The organism is Bacillus sp. AY2-1 (assembly GCF_008368965.1).
Lineage (GTDB): Bacteria > Bacillota > Bacilli > Bacillales > Bacillaceae_G > Bacillus_A > Bacillus_A thuringiensis_S.
The window spans coordinates 27,756-48,412 of the sequence record NZ_QPEL01000059.1 but is presented as its reverse complement, the minus strand read 5'-3'; the positions used below and the strand labels follow the sequence as shown (position 1 = coordinate 48,412).

Genomic DNA, 20,657 nt, shown 5'->3' with positions numbered 1-20,657 from the left:
GTCGAATATTAAATTGATGCGAAATAATAAAAAGAAGGTACATATATGGATAGGAAATTAGGAATGTTTTTGAATACGAAACATATTGAAGTAAACGAAGGAATACAAAAAGCAAGGGAATGGGATTTAGAATATATTCAATTATATGCTATGAATAAAAACTTCAACTTAGCTAATATTCCAGTGGTAGAATGGACTGCTTTAAAGAAAAGCTTATCTTTTAATGGAATAAAGATTCCATCATTAGCAATTAGTTTTGGAGAAAATGGAATTACAGGAACAGAAGTTGACAGTGCAATAGATCAGATTAAATATATTACTGACAGAGGTTTGGAGCTGGGAGCAAAGATAATAACAGCTCATATTGGGAAAGTTCCAGATGATGAAAAAAGTGAGTACTATGATAAAATGATACGGGTTTGTTATGAGATAGGGGAATTAGCATTCAAACTTGGGGGAGTCTTTGCTATTGAGACGGGATCTGAAAAAACAATAGTATTAAAACAATTTTTAGAAACTGTAAACTCGAAAGGACTAGCTGTTAACTTTGACCCAGCAAATTTAATAAGTGATGTAAATGAAAATCCGGAAGAAAGTTTATTACTATTAAAAGATTATATAGTACAAACTCATATTAAAGATTGTAAAGAAGTGAAAAGCGATCGTTCAAGTAAGTATATAGAAGTAGCAGTAGGAAATGGTGAAGTGGATTTCGATATATTTTTCAAAGTATTAGATGAAATTGGATTCGACGGATATAACATGATTGAAAGAAATGATTATTTTGACGAACTGGATGGGATGAGTCAGTCGATAAATTTTGCAAAGAAGTACATACCAACTCAAAAGGAATAACGATAGCACCTGTGGAAACCTACATAGAATATAAAAAACCATTAGGGGGAAATGAAATGATCCATAAAGTTGGACAAATTATGCTGTATGTAAATAATCAAGATGAGGCAGTAAATTTTTGGACGGAAAAGGTAGGGTTTCATGTAGTAGCAGAGGAAGATAACAAGCAAGGAATGAGATGGATTGAAATCGCTCCGACTAATGGTGCTGAAACGAGCATTATACTACATAATAAAGAAGTTATTTCGAAAATGAGCCCAGAATTAAATCTTGGTACACCGTCCTTAATGTTCTTCTCAGAAAATCTGGATCAATTATATGCAGATTTAAAAAATAAAAATGTTACTGTTGGAGAAATGGTAACTATGCCTTCTGGTAAAGTATTTAACTTTGCTGATAGCGAAGGGAATTATTTTGCGGTTATGGAAAAGAACAAATAGTAATATTACTATGTGAAAATCCCCCTCAAATATATTGAGGGGGATTACATGTTTGAAGTGGATTTTTCATTAGAGAATTGATTAATATAAAATACGCCTTTTTCAATGGCTGTCTCAATATAACCAACGATTTGGTCAAACGTAAACACTTGTAAGTCTTCATGCAAATTTTGCTCCGGATACAACATATCTTCAAAAAGATACTTTCGAAAAGAAAAAACGTTTTCTTTAGAAACTTCTTCAATATCCATGATGTGAGCCTCTTGGTTGAGAAGAGAGAAGAGTTGCTGTTCTGTATCGTAATGATGAAGCAACTTTGCATTTAATAATTTAAAATCGTTATAGTACAGGGGTGCGATCGTTTCGTCATTTTCGATTCTATTTTTTAGCCAAGGTAGAAAAAAGCCGCTTAGCCAATTGTCATCGGCAATGAGATGGGTGTAATAGCCTAAGAGAAAAGGGGAATCCATATGAGCTTTATATTTTTGAAAAAAAGAATTGAAATCTATCCTTCTCGTATAGTTTTTCGTTGTACCAGCGTAAAAGTGTGAAGTTCCTTTTTCTTCTGCTGAATGAACCGCATCAGGGGCTACACCTCCAAGTATGAAAGAAGTTTTATCTTGGATATATAGTTTTTCGGCAATCTTGATAGCGATAATAGCATGCATAATTCGTGATCCCATGAATGACACCTCGGTTTCAAGTATTCATTTCAGGAAGAGGACTGAACAGTTAGTATTACTTTCCCTGTACTTTTTCTACTTTCGACCCATTCATGTGCTTTCCCTGCATCTTGAAGCGGAAAAGATTTCGTTGCTTTTACTTTTAGACTGCCATCACGTAAATAACGGAAAACTTCATTTGCAGTTTCTTGGAGTAGTTCAGGACGTTTTTTTCGTGTAGTGCCAAAGCTAAAACCGAGTATAGAGCGACAACTTGCGTGTAAATCTTTCGTTTGGAAATTACCAATTTCACCGCTAGCATTACCGAAATGAATGAGGCGACCATAATAAGCGAGACAATTTAAACTTTTTTCTGAAACCGTTCCAGAAATAGAGTCTAAAATTACATCAACCCCTTCACCGTTTGTCAGTTCGTTGACTTTCTTTACAAAATCCTCATCTTGGTGACAAATAACATAATCAGCTCCAGCATTTAAAGCTATTTTTCTTTTTACTTCACTTCCGACAGTACCAATAACGGTTCCAGCCCCTAATCGTTTTGCAAGTTGAATAGCTGTTGTACCAATTCCGCCAGCCGCAGCATGAATGAGTACAGACTCGCCTTGTTGAAGCCTTGCAACATTTGCGAGTAAATTATAGCTTGTAAAAGATACAATCGGACAAGCAGCTGCAGTTTGAAAATCGACTTCATCAGGTAAAACGAAAGTAAGGTTTTCGTTTGCGACAACGTATTCTGCGTAAGATCCATTTTGAGGAAAAGCAATGACACGTTGTCCAGGATGAATATTTTTCACTTGAGAACCGACACGTTCTACAATACCAGCGGCATCTATCCCTGGTATAAAAGGTAGTGCTTTATTTCCTTTTTTACCATAACGGGATTTAATATCGGCGAAATTCACACTAGTAGCAACAACACGAATTAAAACTTGATCTTCTGAAATAGCGGGTATATCCACATCTGTATATTTCATCACTTCAGGACCACCGAACGACGTTACAACGATAGCTTTCATTATATGTCCTCCTAAATTTGACTATATAAAACATTTTAAATGTTCATTAGAAATTGGGAAATTATATAATAGTTATGCGACTTTATAAGTGAAGCTTATGTACATATTGAATCATTATATTAATCTATATAAAAAAATTTAAAAAATCGAACGAAATAGTAATTACTTGCCAATATATAGTGTAGGACAAAGGAGGGATGGTATGTGAAGGATGAAACAGTGTATACAAATTTAATCCAATTGACTTTATCAGGAAATAAAGAAGCGTATAGCGAATTGTATGATAAAACGATTCAAGAAGTATATAAAACAGCACATTTTTTAATTGAAGATAAAACAGATGTAGATGATGTCGTTCAAGAAATATACATACAACTATATGAATCGCTTCGTAAGTATGATAGTGAGAAGCCATTTCGTCCTTGGCTAATTGGACTTGCGATTAAACAAATTCACTCTTATAGAAGAAAGAGGTGGATGCGACTACGCATTATAAAAAAAGCAGAAGAGCAAAGAAAACCAGTACAAATTGATTTTTCTAACGATGTTGTAAGTAAAATATCAAACAAAAAACTAATTGAACTCATTCATAAATTACCGTATAAATTGAAACAAGTTATTATCTTAAGATACTTACACGATTATTCACAAGAAGAAGTAGCACAAATATTACATATTCCAATTGGTACTGTGAAATCTAGAATTCATTCGGCATTAAAGAAACTACGTCAAAAAGAGCAAGTAGAAGAAATCTTTTTAGGAGAGGTAGGGAATGTGAAATGAGTTTAGATTGTAGAGTTAGAGAATCTATACGAGAAGAAGCGAAGGGGATTGTTGCCCCGCCGGAGTTAAAAGAAAAAGTAATCGTTCAAATTAAAATGAATCAAGGAGGGCGTAAGAGAAAGAAACATCTTATTGCAGGAGTGCTTGCAGCAGCTCTTTTAATCCCGACGACTGGTTTTGCGTATCAATCTATTATGGCGGATGGTATATACGGATCTTTTGAGAATTTAAAAAAACATGCCGGAGCAATGACATTAGAAACGTATATGCGTTTTAATGCAAAATTATCAGAAGCGAAAGATGAAATGGGTACGAAGGAATATGAAGAGTTTACAAAAGAAATGAAAAAATTAACTAGTGCAAAGCTTGCGTACGGAGATTCGAACGGTAATATAGATTACGATCAATTATCACCAGCTAAAAAAGAGGAATTGAAAAAGGTAGTAATGGAGCTTCATCCGTATTTTGATAAATTAAATGGCCATAAATCTAGTAAAGAAGTACTAACTCCTGAAGAGTATGAACAATATATGGAGGCATTAATGTCATATCAAACTGTGTTAGTAAAAACGAAATCGAGTGGCGGGATAACAGTAGAAGAAGTACCTGAGGCGTACAAAGAAAGATTTATTAAAGCGGAGCAGTTTATGGAGTATGTAGATGAAAAGGTGAGATAAGTAAAAAAGCTCAAAGCTTTCTTTCGTTTAACTATTACATATTGAATATGTAAACAATAAAAAATGAGTATACAATCTACGTGATTGTATACTCATTTTATTATTACTTAAATTTCCTTACCGCATGAATAGCGACTCTTACAAGTAATATCGCACTTATAAATAAACCACCGTAACCAACGACACTTAAAAATTGATCATTTGGCTCTGTCGCACTGTTTGCTAAATGCAATACGCCTACCGAAATCCCACCAAATGCAGTTCCAATAAATGCAATGAGGAATTGTGAGATAAATGTAGTAATAAACGATGCATTTGTTTCGTCAGAGAAAAAGCCAACCTTAACGGATAGTTCTCCGTTTTCTAGTTTTGAACTTAAATCATCTAGTTTTCTAGGAATGCGTCGCATGGCAGGTAACATAGCGAGTAATTCGTTTGTTGCAGCTTCTTTTAAACTAGAATAATTGTTAACTGACATGAAACTAGCTGCATGATCTTTCGCAAAGCGTTTCGCTTCGTCCATTAAATTGAATTCGGGATTTAGTTGCAGCATCGTTCCTTCTAGCGTAATTAGAGAACGGAAAGCCCCTGCAACCATTGGATAAAATGCTAATTCAAACTCAGCGATTATTTGAAATAGCCCCTGAATGAATTCTTCAGAACCATTTGTAGAACCATACGTACTTTGGATTAATAATTGACTGATAGATTGTTCTAATGCCTCTTTATCAACATTTGGCTTCTTTTCAACTAATTGAAGCAGTCCATCAAGCAAGACATAAGAATTTTTGCGCTCAAAGCCGATAAGTAGTCGCTTGAATGCATCTTGTTGTAGTGTTCCTAATCGCCCGACGGAACCGAAATCAAGTAATGCAGGTGTGCCATCACGAAGAATATACACATTACCTGGATGAGGGTCTGCATGGAAAATACCTTTAAAGAAAATTTGCTCTAAAATACAATCAAAGAGTTGTCGTTGTACTTTTTTCGTATCAATTTGTAATTCATTTAATAATGCTGACCCACTTTTAACACTTACTCCATCTAAAAATTCAAGCACAAGTATTTTTGAATTACTGTATTCTTTATATACTTTCGGTATTTTTACTTTCGTTTCGCTATTTTTTAGTGAATCAGACACTTGTTCGAAGTTACGAGCCTCAATTTTGAAATCAATTTCTTCTTTCATTGCGATGGAGAAGCCATGTGCTAAATCAAGAAATCCGATATTTTTAGCCCAAGTTGATTTGTTGGAAATCCATAAAGAAAAATGAATTAAAATATCTAAGTCACGTTTAATTGTCTCAGAAATATTAGGACGTAGTAGTTTAACGACGACATCCTGGTCGTTTTCTTTCAACTTCGCTTTATGTACTTGGCCAATAGAGGCGGCAGCTAACGGTTCCATTTCAAAGGAGCTGAAAATTTCATCTTTTGGTATATGTAGTTCCTTTTTTAATATTTCTTCAACTTGTTTTTGTGATAAACGCGTTACATTTTCCTGAAGGTTTGATAACTCGTGAATAAAAGCAGGTGGTAATAAATCAGAGCGAGTTGATAAAACTTGTCCGAATTTAATAAATACACCGCCGCATTCTTCTAGTGTATTTCGAAGTGAAGTGGCGAGCTTACGATCTGCTTCTGGCGAGCGCTTTAAAGCTAAATATTTACCCATTCCGTGTTTTATTGCAATAGAAGAGACACGCATATATCTTTTTTGTCTACCAACCTTTGCGAAGAATTTTGAAATAGGATTTCGGCTTTCCGTTACTACGTCATCCATTTCGCCTCGTCTAATAGGATCAAATAATTCAAAAACTAGGTAACAAAGCATGGATACAATTAATGAGCTTCCTAGCCAAAAATATCTATCAACACCGACAACCGATTCATCTTGATAGCGTAAATATAAAAACCAATACAGAGCTGACGTAAGTGAAACACCTAAAGTTGCTGCACTTGCTTGTTTGAAAAGATTTAGTTTTGTACCAATTAGTCGACCACTAATAAAAGACATAATGATTGCTAGTAGAAAAAATTGAAAAAACATTGTATCATTCCTCCGAATTTTATTCGATAACTGTATTATACAGGAATATAATTATTCTAAAAACAAGCCAAGGAGGTACAATCCTTGACTTGCACGATTAAATAGAGCATTCAATTATATTTTTTCATCGTTGCATTGTCCTTTTGTATAAAACAATCTAATAGTGAATAACCAGCTATTAAACTAATTATCGTAACAAAAGTTGTATTTATAAGAATAACATTAGCTAAATAAGGTAGGTATTCGCCAAGTGGTGAGAAAAGTAGTGCTGGAGAAAAGGAAATTAATATTGTAGGCACTGTAATAGCGATAAACTTATCCGGTTGAAAACGCCAGTTTTGTTTACTTGTTTCGTGATTAATGGATTGAAGGAATCGTAATAAAATGCCGACCAAAAGAGGAAAGAGTGTAAAGTAGAATAATCTTGGATAAACGTTAAAGTTCACTTGCGCGTCTGTATCTAAATAAAATTGAATCTTCACTCCAACAAATAATAATAAGACGATAAATAATGTGAAGCAGAGGTATAGCATTACTCTTTGCATTATATTCCACCATCCTTTACTCAAAATATATTCAAAAAAAGAAGAGATATACAATAACTACTGTTGTATATCTCTTCTTTTACTGTTAGTTAATAGTGGAGTTTGCTTTTTCTTGCTTCGTGAAATAATCAATAATGCCCATCGCACTAATTTCTATATCTAGATGTAAAATGTTATAAACGGAATGATCTGCTGGAACGTTTAACTTTGTAAGATGAGAAGAGATTTTATCCATTAATAAAGTTTGTAAAGCTTTAGTCGCTTCATCGAAATCATTATACTGTTCAAAGACTTCCTTACCAGTATGAACGAAAATAGGTAGCCAATGTTCCAGTTGATTGTATATTTCTGTAACATGAGAGGATGCGCCGTAATGACCGAAATAAATAGTATCTACATTCATGCTTTGAATGTGATTTTTAGAAGCAATCATCGCATCTGGTTGGAATTGTGAAGGGGACGTTGATGGTAGATATAACTCTACATCAACGTCTGCGAGTTCTCTATAATAAATTCCAATTGTATCGCCAGTAAAAATCCCGTTTGTTAATGAATCGTGAATGCTAATATGGTGCTTCGCATGCCCTGGTGTATCATAAAATGTAAGGATGCGGTCTTCTGCAATTTTTAACGTATCACCATGTTGTACAATATGAACACGTTCTTCTTCAATTGGAAGAATTGGATCAAAGAGTTTATCGAAATCTTCTTTGTACACAGCTTTTGCACCTAAAATAAGTTTTGTTGGATCAATCATATGACGAGCACCACGAGAATGCACATATAACGTAGCATTTGGGCATTTTTCCATCATTAAACCAGCAGCACCGGCGTGATCTAAATGAACATGTGTAACGATAATGTTTTTAACTTCGTTTAAATCAATATGTAATTGTTGTAAGCCGTCTAAAATATACGGAAGAGAAGGGGCTGCACAAGTTTCAATTAAAGTAATATCGTCACCTAATAAAACGTACGTACCTGTTCGTTCATTATGCTGTAAATCGAAATCATCAATAAGATATAGGTGAGAAGATAATTGCTCTACTTTTTTCATATTTACCACTCCTTATATATTACATGTTTCTATTATACGCTAAAATAGAAAAAAGGCAGAAAACGAAAGCTCGTCTTCTGCCTTTTGTAATACTATTATTTCGTTTGTTGTTTATTAATAGACATAATGAACAGTCCAACAATCCCACCAACTAATGGAAGCATAATTTCTCCTGCTAAATTAAAGTAGGAGCTTAAGAATAAACCATTTACATCGATTACCCAGCCAGTAACATACAATAACATCATATATAGTACGAAATAAAACTCGCGATTTGAAATCGTTTCATGTTGTGCAGTTTTCATAATGAACACCATCCTTTTCTTTTATAATGGAATATAAACTGTCACATTTTGTTCACATTTCGATTGTAAAACTTTCCATCATAAAAGTCTAGTAGTTTGTGCCGAATTTTCGAACGGAAATAAAGCGCTATCATTATAGCGTATAAGTACGTAATAAGAGCTGTATATTCACGAATGTAGTATAGTATAAACATAGAATGATAGTGAAGAGAGGGGCAAAGACAATGACAGTTTATGATTTTTCAGCTAAAACAATTACAGGTGAAGAAAAATCGTTAAAAGATTACGAAGGAAAAGCACTTCTTATTGTAAATGTAGCTAGTAAATGTGGTTTCACACCGCAATATAAAGGATTACAAGAGGTGTATGATAAATATAAAGACCAAGGACTCGAAATACTCGGGTTTCCTTGTAACCAATTCGGGGGACAAGAACCAGGTACAGAAGCGGACATTACTAGTTTTTGTGAATTAAACTACGGTGTAAACTTCCCAATGTTTGCAAAGGTTGATGTGAAAGGTGATAAGGCTCATCCTTTATATACATACATGACAGAACAAGCACCAGGTTTACTCGGTATGAAAGCAGTGAAATGGAATTTTACGAAGTTTTTAATCGGAAAAGACGGGAAAGTAGTAGGGCGTTTTGCGCCGCAGACGAAGCCGGTAGATTTAGAGGTTGAGATTGAGAAGGTACTTGGAGAATAATTAGGAGTTTCACTTTATTAAAAAACGTCTCAAAGAACAATGTAGTTCTTTGAGACGTTTTCTTTAAACTCACATTTTCAAGATTAAATAACTGTATCAAAGCCATCTGATTTAGGTAGAGAACCTGCTTTTTTCATAAGCACTTCCCATAAGTGTACGGATGTCTTCCATTCTGCTGCAGCCTGCCCCTGTTGATATATAGCGTTCTCATAACTGGCAGTAAGTTGTTGCATATCGGCCGATTTGTAAAGTGTATCGATATGGAGAGCGTATTCTCGGAATGTTTGACTTTCACCCCGTGGTATGCCAATTCTCGCAAATTGTTTTAAAAGTGCACCGTAAGCTTTTTGATAAACAGCATCATCTTTTCGGTATCTATAGAAATGAATAATAAGAAATGTCATCCATTTCATTCTAGTGATAAAGAGAATGTATCCCATAATACTAATTAGTATCGTAGAGAGGAATACGTACCACCAAGAAAAACTAGTTTTAGAATTTGTGACCTTTTTAGTAGAAGCTTCTTCTGTATGTTCTATTAAACTTTTAAGTTTTGCTTCATTATTTCGTTGGTGTATTTGCTCGTTATTAGAATTATTTGCTTCGCTATTTTGTGAAATAGGAGCAGGCGTATTATTTATAAAATTATAGGGATTGGTAAATCCTTTTGTTGGTTCGAATGGAATCCATCCGTATCCTGGGAAATATACTTCGACCCAAGAGTGTGCGTTATCGTTCGTGATTGTATAAACATCCGCACCTTCTGCAGAGGCAAGTGTATTGTCAAGAGTTCCTTCTGTATAGCCTTTTACCCAGCGAGCAGGAATCCCGGCAGAACGAAGTAGTACAATCATAGACGTCGAAAAATTATTACAGTAGCCGCTTTTTGTATCGAAAAGGAATTGATCTACATAATCTTGGCTTTTGGCAGGAAATAAGACATTCGTTGATTCGTATGTAAAAGAGTTGTCTGTGAAGTAATTTTCAATAGCTAATACTTTATCATATCGGTTGTCTTTATCATTTGTAAGATTGGCAGCCAAGTCTTTTACGCGCTGTGGTAATGACTCGGGAAGTTGTGTGTACTTTGTCATAAAATAAGGATTTGTTTCTTGACCTTCATTTGTTTTTACAGCTTTCAAGTTTTCTATGGAAAACTCAGGGATCTCATATGTTACTTTATACGAATGTAAAGTAGTAGAAGAGTCTCCATTCATTGTATAAATTTTTTCTGAAAACGAGTTAACACTGTATGATACATCAGAAGAAGCCTCAACTGATACTAATCCTGCTGGATAGGTAAGGTGAGGATAACTTTTTAGCATGGTAATTGTTGCCTCAGTCGTTTCCGTTTTTGTATTTTGTTCGTACCAGCTTACGACGTCGTTTTTATTTTTAAAAGAAACCTTTTTCGGATTTTCAGAAATTTCCCAGCCTTTTCCTGTATAAAAATCTTTTGTTTCTACTCGCCAATATTGTTTGTTTTGCGTCCGTGCTGTGAAAACAATTGTAGGATCCGCCTTAAAAGGACCACCTAATCGCGAGTCATCTAAACCATACCCAATTGTAGAAACTTTTTGTTCTTTACTTGCTTCAGATGTGTTGAATTTTAAAAAATCCATTGGGTTTGGCCATTGAGGGCCAAATTTTGGAGCAAAGTATGCGATGGTTGCTAATAATACAATAAATATTGTAAGTGGTCTAAGTAATTTTGAGATTTCCCTAGCATAATTTTGTAAGTGTTCGCGCTCTTTTATTCGTTCTACTTGAAGAAGACTAAGCATAAAAAAGCCGATGACAACAGTACGAATAATAGCGTAGTTTGCATTGTATAAATGTAAGTTATGAAAAGTTGCGATATAAATAATAGTCAATACAAGAAATAAAAACCCACGTTTTTTATGAATAATCCAAAATGAAGTGAAAGAACTCAAAAACCAAAATGAGAGAAAAAATAAAACCGTCGGAAAAACTGGAGAAATATCTAGTAAATTCCCTTGGAAAAATAGGGAGGAATTTCGAGACATATCAGAAAAGAGTGTTGTTAGCCAAGATGGATTTATAAAAGCATTTTTATAATATAGGGAATGAATGATAAATAGGACTGTGACAATTTTTATTGGAATCTGCCACCTCGTTTGAAAAAAAGAGAGAGCGAAGCAAATTCCTATAAATGTTACGAAAATATCTAATCTACCTACATTTGTAATACCTATAAGAGGTCTTATCCATTCTAGTAAAAGAAGAAATACACATGCATGCATGAAGAATTTGTTCGTATCCCACTTGTATTTTGCTTGTAATGTTATCATTTGCTCACCTCAAAAAACACGTTTGTATACCGGTTTTCATAAACCGTGTTTACAAATATTTGTCGTTTTTTTAGAGTTTCTAATATACTGAGTTCTCGGTGTGAAAGTTGATTCGCTTTTTCTTTCACGACAAAAATCATACATTTTCTATTTCTTATAGCAGCACAATCAGCCGCCTTTTGAATATCGGGAGAAAGATTACTTGTCACGAGTATAACCGTGACGGGCTCATAAATTTTTCTTAGTTCTATTTCTACACTCTGGGAGAGCGGGAATACACTGTCTGCTTGTACTTTTGCTAAATGACAAAGGATTTGTTGTAACTGCGTATCTCCATTATCTAAAGGGAAAATAGTTTGTTCTTTTCCGATAGACACGAATGATGCTGGTGAATTTTGTTTCAAGACAGCCCTTACGATAGAGGCAGTAAATGTGACGACTGATTCGAATAGAGGAGACTCGGTTCTGTCTATGAATATCATGATATTATGGCTGCGCTGTTGTTCAAACTCTTTTGTCATAATATTGTTTGTTCGTGCAGTTGCTTTCCAATCAATCCATGAAAAGCGATCTCCAGGTTTATAGTCTCTGACACCGACAGAGATTGTAGAGTCTTTTGCAGAATTTATATTTGCTGAAAGCGCTCCTTGTTCGAAATGATTTTCCAATTGTCGATACGCTATATCTACATACTGGGGATAGACTAAAAATGTATCTGGAACTGAAAAAGTTACTTCTTTCTCCATCATGCCGAATAAATCGCCAGTTTTGACACGAACGCTTGAAAAAGTGTGCTCGCCTCTAGGGATTGTGTCAATAACATATTGAAACGAAATATTTCGTTTCAATCCTGGGAAGAGTACTACCTTATTCATCTTTGTTTGTTTACAACTTATAAATTGTGGTGGCAGTTCATCTTCTATAACTAAATAAAGTAAGGGAAAAGGAAATTTTCTTTTTATTGTAATCGTGCTTACAAATTGTTCTCCTACTACATATCCATTTTGGTTTGTTGTTCGTTTTACTTCAGCGTCCCGTAAAGCGTAGAAGGGGAGTAGTAGTGAATAAAGAGCAATGGGAATTGTGCTGTAAAATAAAAACCAACTTACAAACCCTCCTTGAAACATAGCGTACACAAATGTTAAGACTAGGCATAAAGGGAGTAGCAATAACTTCATAACGTGATATAGCGCTCGCAGCATTTGTTTCATCAAGGGTTCATCGTCCTTTGAGTCGGCACGGTAGTTCGTGCAACGATTTTTGCGATAACTTGTTCTCCTGTTATCCCTTCAAATTTTGCTTCCATTTTTAGAATGAGCCTATGCGCTAAAACGTAAGGAGCTAAAAATTTAACATCGTCTGGAATAACATAATTTCTGCCATGGATAAATGCATAAGCTTGTGAAGCTTTCATTAAAGCAATTGAGCCACGTGGACTTGCTCCTAGCTGTATAGAGCTATACGTACGAGTCTGATTAACAAGCTTTACAATGTAATGCTTAATTGCTTTGTCCATACTTACTACCCGTACGCTTTGTTGTAAATAAAGTAATTCTTCTATTGTAGTAATGGCCTGTAATTGAGAGAGTGGATTTGTTTTTTCCATCCGGTTTAAAATTTCAAATTCTTCTTCTGGTGTAGGATATCCCATTTTTAGTTTCAATAAGAAACGATCGAGCTGAGCTTCTGGTAGAGAATATGTTCCTTCATATTCGACCGGATTTTGTGTAGCCATGACAAAGAACGGCTTTGGTAAAGGCCTTGTAATGCCATCTATTGTAATATTGCCTTCTTCCATACATTCAAGTAAAGCAGATTGTGTCTTAGGAGATGTACGATTAATTTCATCAGCAAGTACAAAATTCCCCATAATTGGTCCAGGCTTGAACTCAAATTGGAGCTCTTTCGGATTATAAATAGAAACTCCTGTTACATCTGATGGCAGTAAATCAGGTGTAAATTGAATTCGCTTGTAATCCGCATGAATGGATTTAGAAAGAGCACGTACTAGCATTGTTTTGCCGACACCAGGAACATCTTCTAATAGCACATGACCTTCAGCTAAGAGAGCTGTCAAAGCTAAGATTGTTTCTTTTCGTTTTCCGACCATTATTTTTTCAATATTATTGATTATTTTTTCTACAGTGGGATGTAATGAATCAAGCTGGGGCATCGTAATCCTCCTAATTTTATTATCGTTTTCTAATCTATTTAGTGGACAAATTTATAATTATATTTGCAGGTAGTAAAAATTTTGTCATTAATTCTAAGAATATTCAGAATATTTATTTCGATTACATCTAGTATAATTGTTTCCGTAACTAAGGGCAATACAGTAAATAATGATTTGTAGTTTTATGTAAAATATGTCTGGATATAAAATAGTATTGTTAAAGAAAAAATTCCTTATATACAATTTCTAAACTCTTTCTTATGGCAGTTTTGAAATAATATCAAAACTCTTTTTTATATATTTATAAAGAAAAACGTAGGAATTTCTCCTGCGTTTTTCTTTTGCAAAATAGTCGATACCTCAAAATACCATTCTCCTAATAATCACGATTAATCATAACCCTTCAAAACGGAATAAAAGATTTTCTCACAAACTTATTTTCTACTGAATTTTTGACAATCTCTTGAACTGTGCGAAATGTCACATCTGTATTTTACAACCTCTCTTATAGTAAGGGTATGTAAGAGAGACGTATTAAAGGAGTGAACAGTATGAAGAAGAAACCTTCAGCACTAATGAGACGTTTAAAATATTTTTCACCAATAGATCGTTATAACGATAATCATACTCAAGAAACATATGAAGATCGTGAATGGGAGAATGTGTACAGAAAGCGTTGGCAGCATGATAAAGTAATTCGTTCTACACATGGTGTGAACTGTACTGGTTCATGTAGCTGGAATATATATGTGAAAGATGGAATCGTAACTTGGGAAGGACAGGAGCTTAACTATCCAACTACAGGTCCAGATATGCCTGATTTTGAACCACGAGGATGTCCGCGTGGAGCGAGTTTTTCTTGGTATATTTATAGTCCACTTCGTGTGAAATATCCGTATGTACGTGGTGTTCTTTGGAGTATGTGGCAAGAGGAATTACAAAATAACAAGTCACCACTAGATGCTTGGAAAAGCATTGTGGAAAACCCTGAAAAAGCACGCAAGTATAAGCAGGCACGTGGTAAAGGGGGATTCATTCGTGCGAATTGGGATGAAGTGTTACAACTTGTTTCTGCTTCATTACTCTACACAGTAATGAAATACGGTCCAGACCGAAATGTTGGTTTTTCACCAATTCCAGCTATGTCGATGTTAAGTCATGCTGCTGGTAGTCGTTTTATGCAACTTATGGGCGGGCCAATGCTTAGTTTCTATGATTGGTACGCAGATTTACCACCAGCTTCTCCTCAAATTTGGGGCGATCAAACAGATGTACCAGAAAGTAGTGACTGGTATAACTCTGGTTACATTATGACATGGGGTTCAAATGTACCGATGACGAGAACACCAGATGCTCACTTTTTAGCAGAGGTTCGATATAAAGGAACGAAAGTCGTTTCTGTCAGTCCTGACTTCGCTGAATCTACAAAGTTTGCCGATGATTGGATTAGTGTAAAACAAGGTACAGATGGTGCACTTGCGATGGCAATGGGGCATGTGATCTTACAAGAGTTTTACGTAGATAATCAAGTGGAATATTTCACAAAGTATGCGAAGCAATATACTGATTTTCCTTTCTTTGTCACATTGAAACAAAAAGGAGATCAATTCGTTGCTGATCGTTTCTTAAACGCTTCTGATATTGGACGCGAAACGAAGTTAGGAGAATGGAAGCCTGTTCTTTGGAACGAGAATACGAATGATTTTGCAACACCTCAAGGCACAATGGGCTCACGTTGGGATAACGAAAAGAAATGGAACTTGCGTTTAGAAGATGAAGAAACAGGTGAAAAGATTGACCCACGTCTTTCTTTACTTGGAATGGAAGAATCGATTGGAACTGTACAAATTCCGTACTTCTCTGATGATGGAAACAAAGTATTAGAACGTACAATTCCAGTGAAAAAGGTTATGACAGAAGAAGGCGAAGTGTTCGTTACAACTGTATACGACTTAACGTTAGCAAATTACGGCGTGAACCGAGGGCTTGGCGGACAAGAGCCGAAAGACTTCAATGATGATGTACCGTTTACACCTGCATGGCAAGAGAAAATGACAGGAGTGAAACGAGAACTAATTATTCAAATCGCTCGTGAGTTCGCACAAAATGCCGTTGATACAAATGGTCGCTCGATGATTATTGTTGGAGCTGGTATTAACCATTGGTTTAATTCTGATACGATTTATCGCGCAGTTTTAAATCTTGTTCTTCTAGTTGGAGCACAAGGAGTAAACGGCGGGGGATGGGCGCATTATGTTGGGCAAGAAAAATTACGACCAGCAGAAGGATGGCAAACAATCGCGATGGCAAAAGATTGGCAAGGGCCACCGAAATTACAAAATGGTACATCTTTCTTCTATTTCGTAACAGATCAATGGCGCTATGAAGATACACCGGTTGGACATCTAGCATCACCAGTAGAAGGCAACTCTCGTTATCAACATCACGGTGATTACAACGTATTAGCGGCACGACTTGGCTGGCTACCTTCGTATCCGACATTCGAGAAAAATGGGATTGAATTATATAAAGAAGCTGTTGCTGCTGGTGCAACAACGCAAGAAGAAATCGGAAAATATGTTGCACAAAGATTAAAAGAAAAAGGACTAAAATTTGCGATTGAAGATCCAGATAACAAAAACAACTTCCCGCGCAACTTATTCGTATGGCGTGCGAACTTAATTTCAAGTTCTGGTAAAGGACACGAATATTTCTTAAAACATTTATTAGGTACAACAAACGGGTTAATGAATGACGATAGTGATTCATTACGACCAGAAGAAATTAAATGGCATGAAGAAGCACCAGAAGGGAAGTTAGATTTACTCATTAACTTAGATTTCCGTATGGCTGGAACAGCGCTTTATTCTGATATCGTCTTACCTGCTTCAACTTGGTACGAAAAACATGATTTAAGTAGTACAGATATGCATCCATTTGTGCATCCATTTAATCCAGCAATCGGTTCACCGTGGGAAGCGCGCTCTGACTGGGATATTTTCACTTCACTTTCTAAAGCTGTGTCAGATTTAGCGAAGAAAATTGATCTTGAACCAATGAAAGAAGTTGTTGCAACGCCACTTCTTCACGATACACCGCAAGAATTAGCGCAACCACTTGGCAAGATTAAAGATTGGAGCAAAGGTGAGTGTGAGCCAATACCAGGTAAAACAATGCCACAAATTCATGTTGTTGAAAGAGATTATAAAACAATTTATGACAAAATGACTTCGCTAGGACCAAATGCGGGAAAACAACCGATTGGTACGAAAGGGATTTCTTGGTCCGCAGAAAAAGAGTATGAGCAATTAAAGAGCCGATTAGGAGTTGTTCGAACGGATTCTATTGCAAAAGGTTGCCCAGACATAAAAGAAGCAATCAATGCTGCTGAAGCGGTATTAACACTTTCTTCTACAACAAATGGTCATATGGCTGTAAAAGCATGGGAAGCACTTGAAAAACAAACGGATTTAAAATTACGTGATTTAGCAGAAGAACGTGAAGAAGAATGCTTCACATTTGAACAAATTACAGCGCAGCCAAAAACAGTAATTACTTCTCCGGCCTTTACAGGTTCTGAAAAAGGTGGACGTCGTTACTCACCGTTTACAACAAATGTGGAACGCCTCATCCCTTGGAGAACAATCACTGGACGACAATCTTTCTACTTAGATCATGACATGATGAAAGAATTTGGTGAAACGATGGCAACGTTTAAACCGATTCTGCAACATAAACCGTTCCGTAAATCACGACCTGAAGTAGAAGGAAAAGAGATTACGTTAAATTATTTAACGCCGCATAATAAGTGGTCCATTCATAGTATGTATTTCGATTCATTACCGATGTTAACGCTGTTTAGAGGTGGTCCAACTGTTTGGATGAATAAAGAGGATGCTGAAGAAGCTGGTGTAGCAGATAATGATTGGATTGAGTGCTTTAATCGTAACGGTGTTGTTGTAGCCCGTGCTGTTGTAACGCATCGTATACCGAGAGGAATGGCGTTTATGCACCATGCACAAGATCGTCACATTAACGTACCTGGTACGAAATTAACAAGTAACCGCGGGGGAACGCATAATAGTCCAACTCGAATTCACGTAAAACCGACACATATGATTGGTGGATATGGTCAATTAAGTTATGGATTTAACTATTACGGTCCGACTGGGAACCAGCGTGACTTAAACGTTGTAATTCGCAAACTGAAGGAGGTAGATTGGCTTGAAGATTAAAGCACAAGTCGGAATGATAATGAATCTAGATAAATGCATCGGCTGCCATACTTGTAGCGTAACGTGCAAAAACACCTGGACAAATCGTCCAGGTGCTGAATATATGTACTTCAATAACGTAGAAACGAAGCCTGGAATTGGTTATCCGAAACAATGGGAAGATCAGGAGAAATATAAAGGCGGTTGGGAATTGAAAAATGGTGAAATTCAGCTGAAATCTGGTTCGAAAATGAAACGTCTTATGAACATTTTCCACAATCCAGATCAACCAACAATTGATGATTATTTTGAACCTTGGAATTATGATTATGAAACGTTAACAAATAGTCCGCAACGTAAGCATCAACCAGTTGCTCGTCCGAAATCAGCAATTACAGGCGAATTTATCGACAAAATTGAATGGGGTCCAAACTGGGAAGATGATTTAGCAGGCGGACATATAACAGGATTGCAAGATCCGAACGTAAAGAAAATGGAAGAAGAAATTAAAACAGATTTTGAAAACGTCTTTATGATGTATTTACCACGCATATGCGAACATTGTATGAATCCCTCGTGCGTATCATCTTGTCCATCTGGTGCGATGTATAAACGTGAAGAAGATGGGATTGTTCTTGTCGATCAAAATGCATGTCGCGCATGGAGATTCTGCGTATCATCTTGTCCATATAAAAAAGTGTATTTTAACTGGCAAACGAATAAAGCTGAAAAATGTACAATGTGTTTCCCACGTATTGAAGCGGGTATGCCAACGATTTGTTCGGAAACATGTGTAGGACGTATTCGGTATATTGGGGTAATGCTATATGACGCTGACAAAGTAAAAGAAGCAGCTTCTGTTGAAGACGAAAAAGATTTATATGAATCTCAGCTTACTGTTTTTCTAGATCCAAATGATCCAGAAGTGGCAGCTGAAGCGAAAAAACAAGGAATTCCTGAAGAATGGATTAAAGCGGCGCAACAATCGCCAATTTATAAAATGATTATCGATTGGAAAATTGCTCTACCTCTTCACCCAGAGTATCGTACAATGCCAATGGTTTGGTATATCCCGCCGCTTAGCCCGATTATGAATATGGTGGAGGGAAAAGGTAGTAACTGGCAAGCAGAAGAGATTTTCCCTGCTATTGATAATATGCGTATTCCAATTCAATATTTAGCGAATTTACTCACTGCGGGGGATGAATCACACATTCGTCTTACATTGAAGAAAATGGCTGTTATGCGAACGCATATGAGAGCACTTCAAATTAATAAAGAGCCAAATGAAGCTGTATTAAAAGAACTTGGTTTAACGAAACAGGATGTAGAAGATATGTATCGTCTTCTTGCCATCGCGAAATATAAAGATCGCTTCGTTATTCCGACATCTCACCGTGAACAAGTGGCAGATTTATATAGCGAACAAGGAAGCTGTGGTTTATCATTCACAGGTGGTCCAGGCTCTTGTATGACAATTTCTTAAATAAAGGGGGCAGAAAATTATGAAACAAAGTTTACAAACAGCTTTTTCTTGTTCTTCTTTTCTTCTCTCCTATCCCGAACTAGGGTGGAGAGAAGCTTTAACTGAATTGCAAGAAGAGGTTGAAACAATAGAACAGGAAGACGTTAAAGCGTCACTTACAGGCTTTATAAAGCAAGCGCTAGATAAAACGAATGATCAACTCATTGATAGTTACGTATATACATTCGATTTTGGGAAGAAAACAAATATGTATCTTACTTATATGAACACTGGTGAACAAAGAGAAAGAGGTATTGAATTACTAGAGTTAAAACAACATTATAAAAAATCAGGTTTTAGCGTAACAGATAAAGAACTACCTGACTATTTACCACTTTTACTTGAGTTTTTTGCAAATGCAAATGAGCAAGACAGTGAACCAATTATGAGTAAATACACGGAAAATATACAAGCATTACATGTTCAATTAAAAGAAGCGGGTAGTATGTATGAACCAATTCTTGCGTCTGTGCTACTCGCTATCGAAACATGGGGTGTACAGACAAATTAGAAAGGAGCGTTGTCAAAATGATGGATCAATTTCTTTGGGTATTGTTTCCCTATATCATTTTTGCGATCTTTATCGGTGGACATATTTTTAGATACAACTATGATCAATTTGGATGGACATCAAAATCTAGTGAACTATTAGAAAAGAAGATGCTCCGGGTCGGAAGTCTATTATTCCACTTTGGGATCATGTTCGTAATTGGCGGCCATGTTATGGGGATTTTAATTCCAGAAGCTGTATATCGTTCAATAGGTATTTCTGAGCATATGTATCATGTAGTAGCAATTAGTTTTGGGCTTCCGGCAGGTATTGCTTCTATTATCGGTTTAATTATATTAACGTACCGCCGTGTAACAGTAAAGCGTATCATTGCAACGAGTACAAAGGGAGATTATATTGCGCTTATTTTATTACTTATCGTAATGCTAGCAGGACTTTCTTCAACATTTTTAAATATAGATTCAAAAGGATTTGATTATCGTACAACGATTGGCCCTTGGTTCCGAAGTCTCTTTATTCTCCAACCGAAAGTTGAATATATGATGGAAGTACCAGTATGGTTTAAAATTCATATTCTTGCAGGAATGGGTTTATTCGCAGTATGGCCATTTACAAGACTTGTACATGTATTTAGTGCCCCAATTAAATATGTAAGCCGTAGTTATGTAATTTACAGAAGACGTATTCCTAATGAGTTGAAAAAATAATACTGCTGTAAACGGATAGGAGCTAATGGTTAAAACGAAACGAGGTCTAATATGGAAGGCCTCGTTTTTGTTTATATAGGGAATAACCGTTAATAAG

At 35.9% G+C, this 20,657-nt stretch carries 18 protein-coding genes; 9 read left to right on the top strand and 9 right to left on the bottom strand.

What is annotated here, in order from left to right; genetic code table 11:
- Window positions 1–45: 45 nt before the first annotated feature.
- Window positions 46–855: a sugar phosphate isomerase/epimerase family protein gene (locus DN403_RS14625; protein WP_000375201.1), complete on the top strand. Its 810-nt coding sequence runs from the start codon at window positions 46–48 to the stop codon at window positions 853–855.
- A gap of 56 nt (window positions 856–911) precedes the next feature.
- Entirely contained in the window at window positions 912–1,295 is a 384-nt protein-coding gene (locus DN403_RS14620; protein WP_000581472.1) for a VOC family protein, read from the top strand.
- 44 nt (window positions 1,296–1,339) lie between these two features.
- Here DN403_RS14620 and DN403_RS14615 read toward each other — a convergent pair whose 3' ends face one another.
- Window positions 1,340–1,978 carry a zinc dependent phospholipase C family protein gene (locus tag DN403_RS14615; RefSeq protein WP_000535582.1) on the bottom strand — a complete coding sequence of 213 codons (639 nt, stop codon included), beginning with the start codon at window positions 1,976–1,978 and terminating at the stop codon, window positions 1,340–1,342.
- Window positions 1,979–2,007: 29 nt separating this feature from the next.
- Entirely contained in the window at window positions 2,008–2,994 is a 987-nt protein-coding gene (locus DN403_RS14610; protein ID WP_000644643.1) for a quinone oxidoreductase family protein, read from the bottom strand.
- 204 nt (window positions 2,995–3,198) lie between these two features.
- On the opposite strand from DN403_RS14610, the gene DN403_RS14605 reads away from it, so the two are divergent.
- Both DN403_RS14605 and DN403_RS14600 read left to right on the top strand, forming a co-directional pair.
- A complete protein-coding gene (locus DN403_RS14605; protein WP_000651123.1) occupies window positions 3,199–3,777 on the top strand; it encodes a sigma-70 family RNA polymerase sigma factor in 579 nt (192 codons plus the stop codon).
- A complete protein-coding gene (locus DN403_RS14600) occupies window positions 3,774–4,454 on the top strand; it encodes a DUF3600 domain-containing protein (protein WP_000050700.1) in 681 nt (226 codons plus the stop codon). The genes DN403_RS14605 and DN403_RS14600 overlap by 4 nt, the downstream gene beginning before the upstream one ends.
- A 103-nt stretch (window positions 4,455–4,557) precedes the next feature.
- Here the strand turns inward: DN403_RS14600 and DN403_RS14595 are convergent, their stop codons facing one another.
- From DN403_RS14595 to DN403_RS14580, 4 genes are all read right to left on the bottom strand, one after another.
- Complete coding sequence (locus tag DN403_RS14595; RefSeq protein ID WP_000465998.1) at window positions 4,558–6,504, bottom strand: ABC1 kinase family protein; 1,947 nt, start codon at window positions 6,502–6,504, stop codon at window positions 4,558–4,560.
- 110 nt (window positions 6,505–6,614) lie between these two features.
- Complete coding sequence (locus tag DN403_RS14590) at window positions 6,615–7,049, bottom strand: hypothetical protein (protein WP_001190001.1); 435 nt, start codon at window positions 7,047–7,049, stop codon at window positions 6,615–6,617.
- A gap of 85 nt (window positions 7,050–7,134) precedes the next feature.
- On the bottom strand, window positions 7,135–8,106 hold the full coding sequence (locus DN403_RS14585) for an MBL fold metallo-hydrolase (protein ID WP_000754983.1): 972 nt from the start codon (window positions 8,104–8,106) through the stop codon (window positions 7,135–7,137).
- A gap of 95 nt (window positions 8,107–8,201) precedes the next feature.
- Window positions 8,202–8,411, bottom strand: a complete 210-nt coding sequence (locus DN403_RS14580) for a DUF3925 domain-containing protein (protein WP_000844984.1) — start codon at window positions 8,409–8,411, stop codon at window positions 8,202–8,204.
- Between the two features lie 224 nt (window positions 8,412–8,635).
- Here DN403_RS14580 and bsaA point away from each other — a divergent pair, with 224 nt between their 5' ends.
- Window positions 8,636–9,118 carry a glutathione peroxidase gene (gene bsaA, locus DN403_RS14575; protein WP_000219434.1) on the top strand — a complete coding sequence of 161 codons (483 nt, stop codon included), beginning with the start codon at window positions 8,636–8,638 and terminating at the stop codon, window positions 9,116–9,118.
- Window positions 9,119–9,201: 83 nt separating this feature from the next.
- Here bsaA and DN403_RS14570 read toward each other — a convergent pair whose 3' ends face one another.
- From DN403_RS14570 to DN403_RS14560, 3 genes are read right to left on the bottom strand one after another with little or no spacing between them, the layout of a single operon-like run.
- The gene (locus DN403_RS14570; RefSeq protein ID WP_000631745.1) at window positions 9,202–11,430 is read right to left on the bottom strand and encodes a transglutaminase TgpA family protein; all 2,229 of its coding nucleotides are present in this window, start codon (window positions 11,428–11,430) and stop codon (window positions 9,202–9,204) included.
- Complete coding sequence (locus DN403_RS14565; protein WP_000812152.1) at window positions 11,427–12,641, bottom strand: DUF58 domain-containing protein; 1,215 nt, start codon at window positions 12,639–12,641, stop codon at window positions 11,427–11,429. The genes DN403_RS14570 and DN403_RS14565 overlap by 4 nt, the downstream gene beginning before the upstream one ends.
- On the bottom strand, window positions 12,641–13,603 hold the full coding sequence (locus DN403_RS14560) for an AAA family ATPase (RefSeq protein ID WP_098437142.1): 963 nt from the start codon (window positions 13,601–13,603) through the stop codon (window positions 12,641–12,643). Before DN403_RS14560 ends, DN403_RS14565 begins: the two co-directional genes overlap by 1 nt.
- Before the next feature lie 551 nt (window positions 13,604–14,154).
- Between DN403_RS14560 and DN403_RS14555 the strand changes: the two genes are divergently transcribed.
- The 4 genes from DN403_RS14555 to narI are packed head-to-tail and all read left to right on the top strand — an operon-like array spanning window position 14,155 to window position 20,560.
- Window positions 14,155–17,838, top strand: a complete 3,684-nt coding sequence (locus tag DN403_RS14555; RefSeq protein ID WP_000729101.1) for a nitrate reductase subunit alpha — start codon at window positions 14,155–14,157, stop codon at window positions 17,836–17,838.
- A complete protein-coding gene (narH, locus tag DN403_RS14550) occupies window positions 17,828–19,303 on the top strand; it encodes a nitrate reductase subunit beta (RefSeq protein ID WP_000692656.1) in 1,476 nt (491 codons plus the stop codon). The genes DN403_RS14555 and narH overlap by 11 nt, the downstream gene beginning before the upstream one ends.
- A gap of 19 nt (window positions 19,304–19,322) precedes the next feature.
- Window positions 19,323–19,853: a nitrate reductase molybdenum cofactor assembly chaperone gene (gene narJ / locus DN403_RS14545; protein WP_000814227.1), complete on the top strand. Its 531-nt coding sequence runs from the start codon at window positions 19,323–19,325 to the stop codon at window positions 19,851–19,853.
- A 17-nt stretch (window positions 19,854–19,870) separates the two neighbouring features.
- On the top strand, window positions 19,871–20,560 hold the full coding sequence (gene narI / locus DN403_RS14540) for a respiratory nitrate reductase subunit gamma (RefSeq protein WP_000969224.1): 690 nt from the start codon (window positions 19,871–19,873) through the stop codon (window positions 20,558–20,560).
- Window positions 20,561–20,657 lie beyond the last annotated feature (97 nt).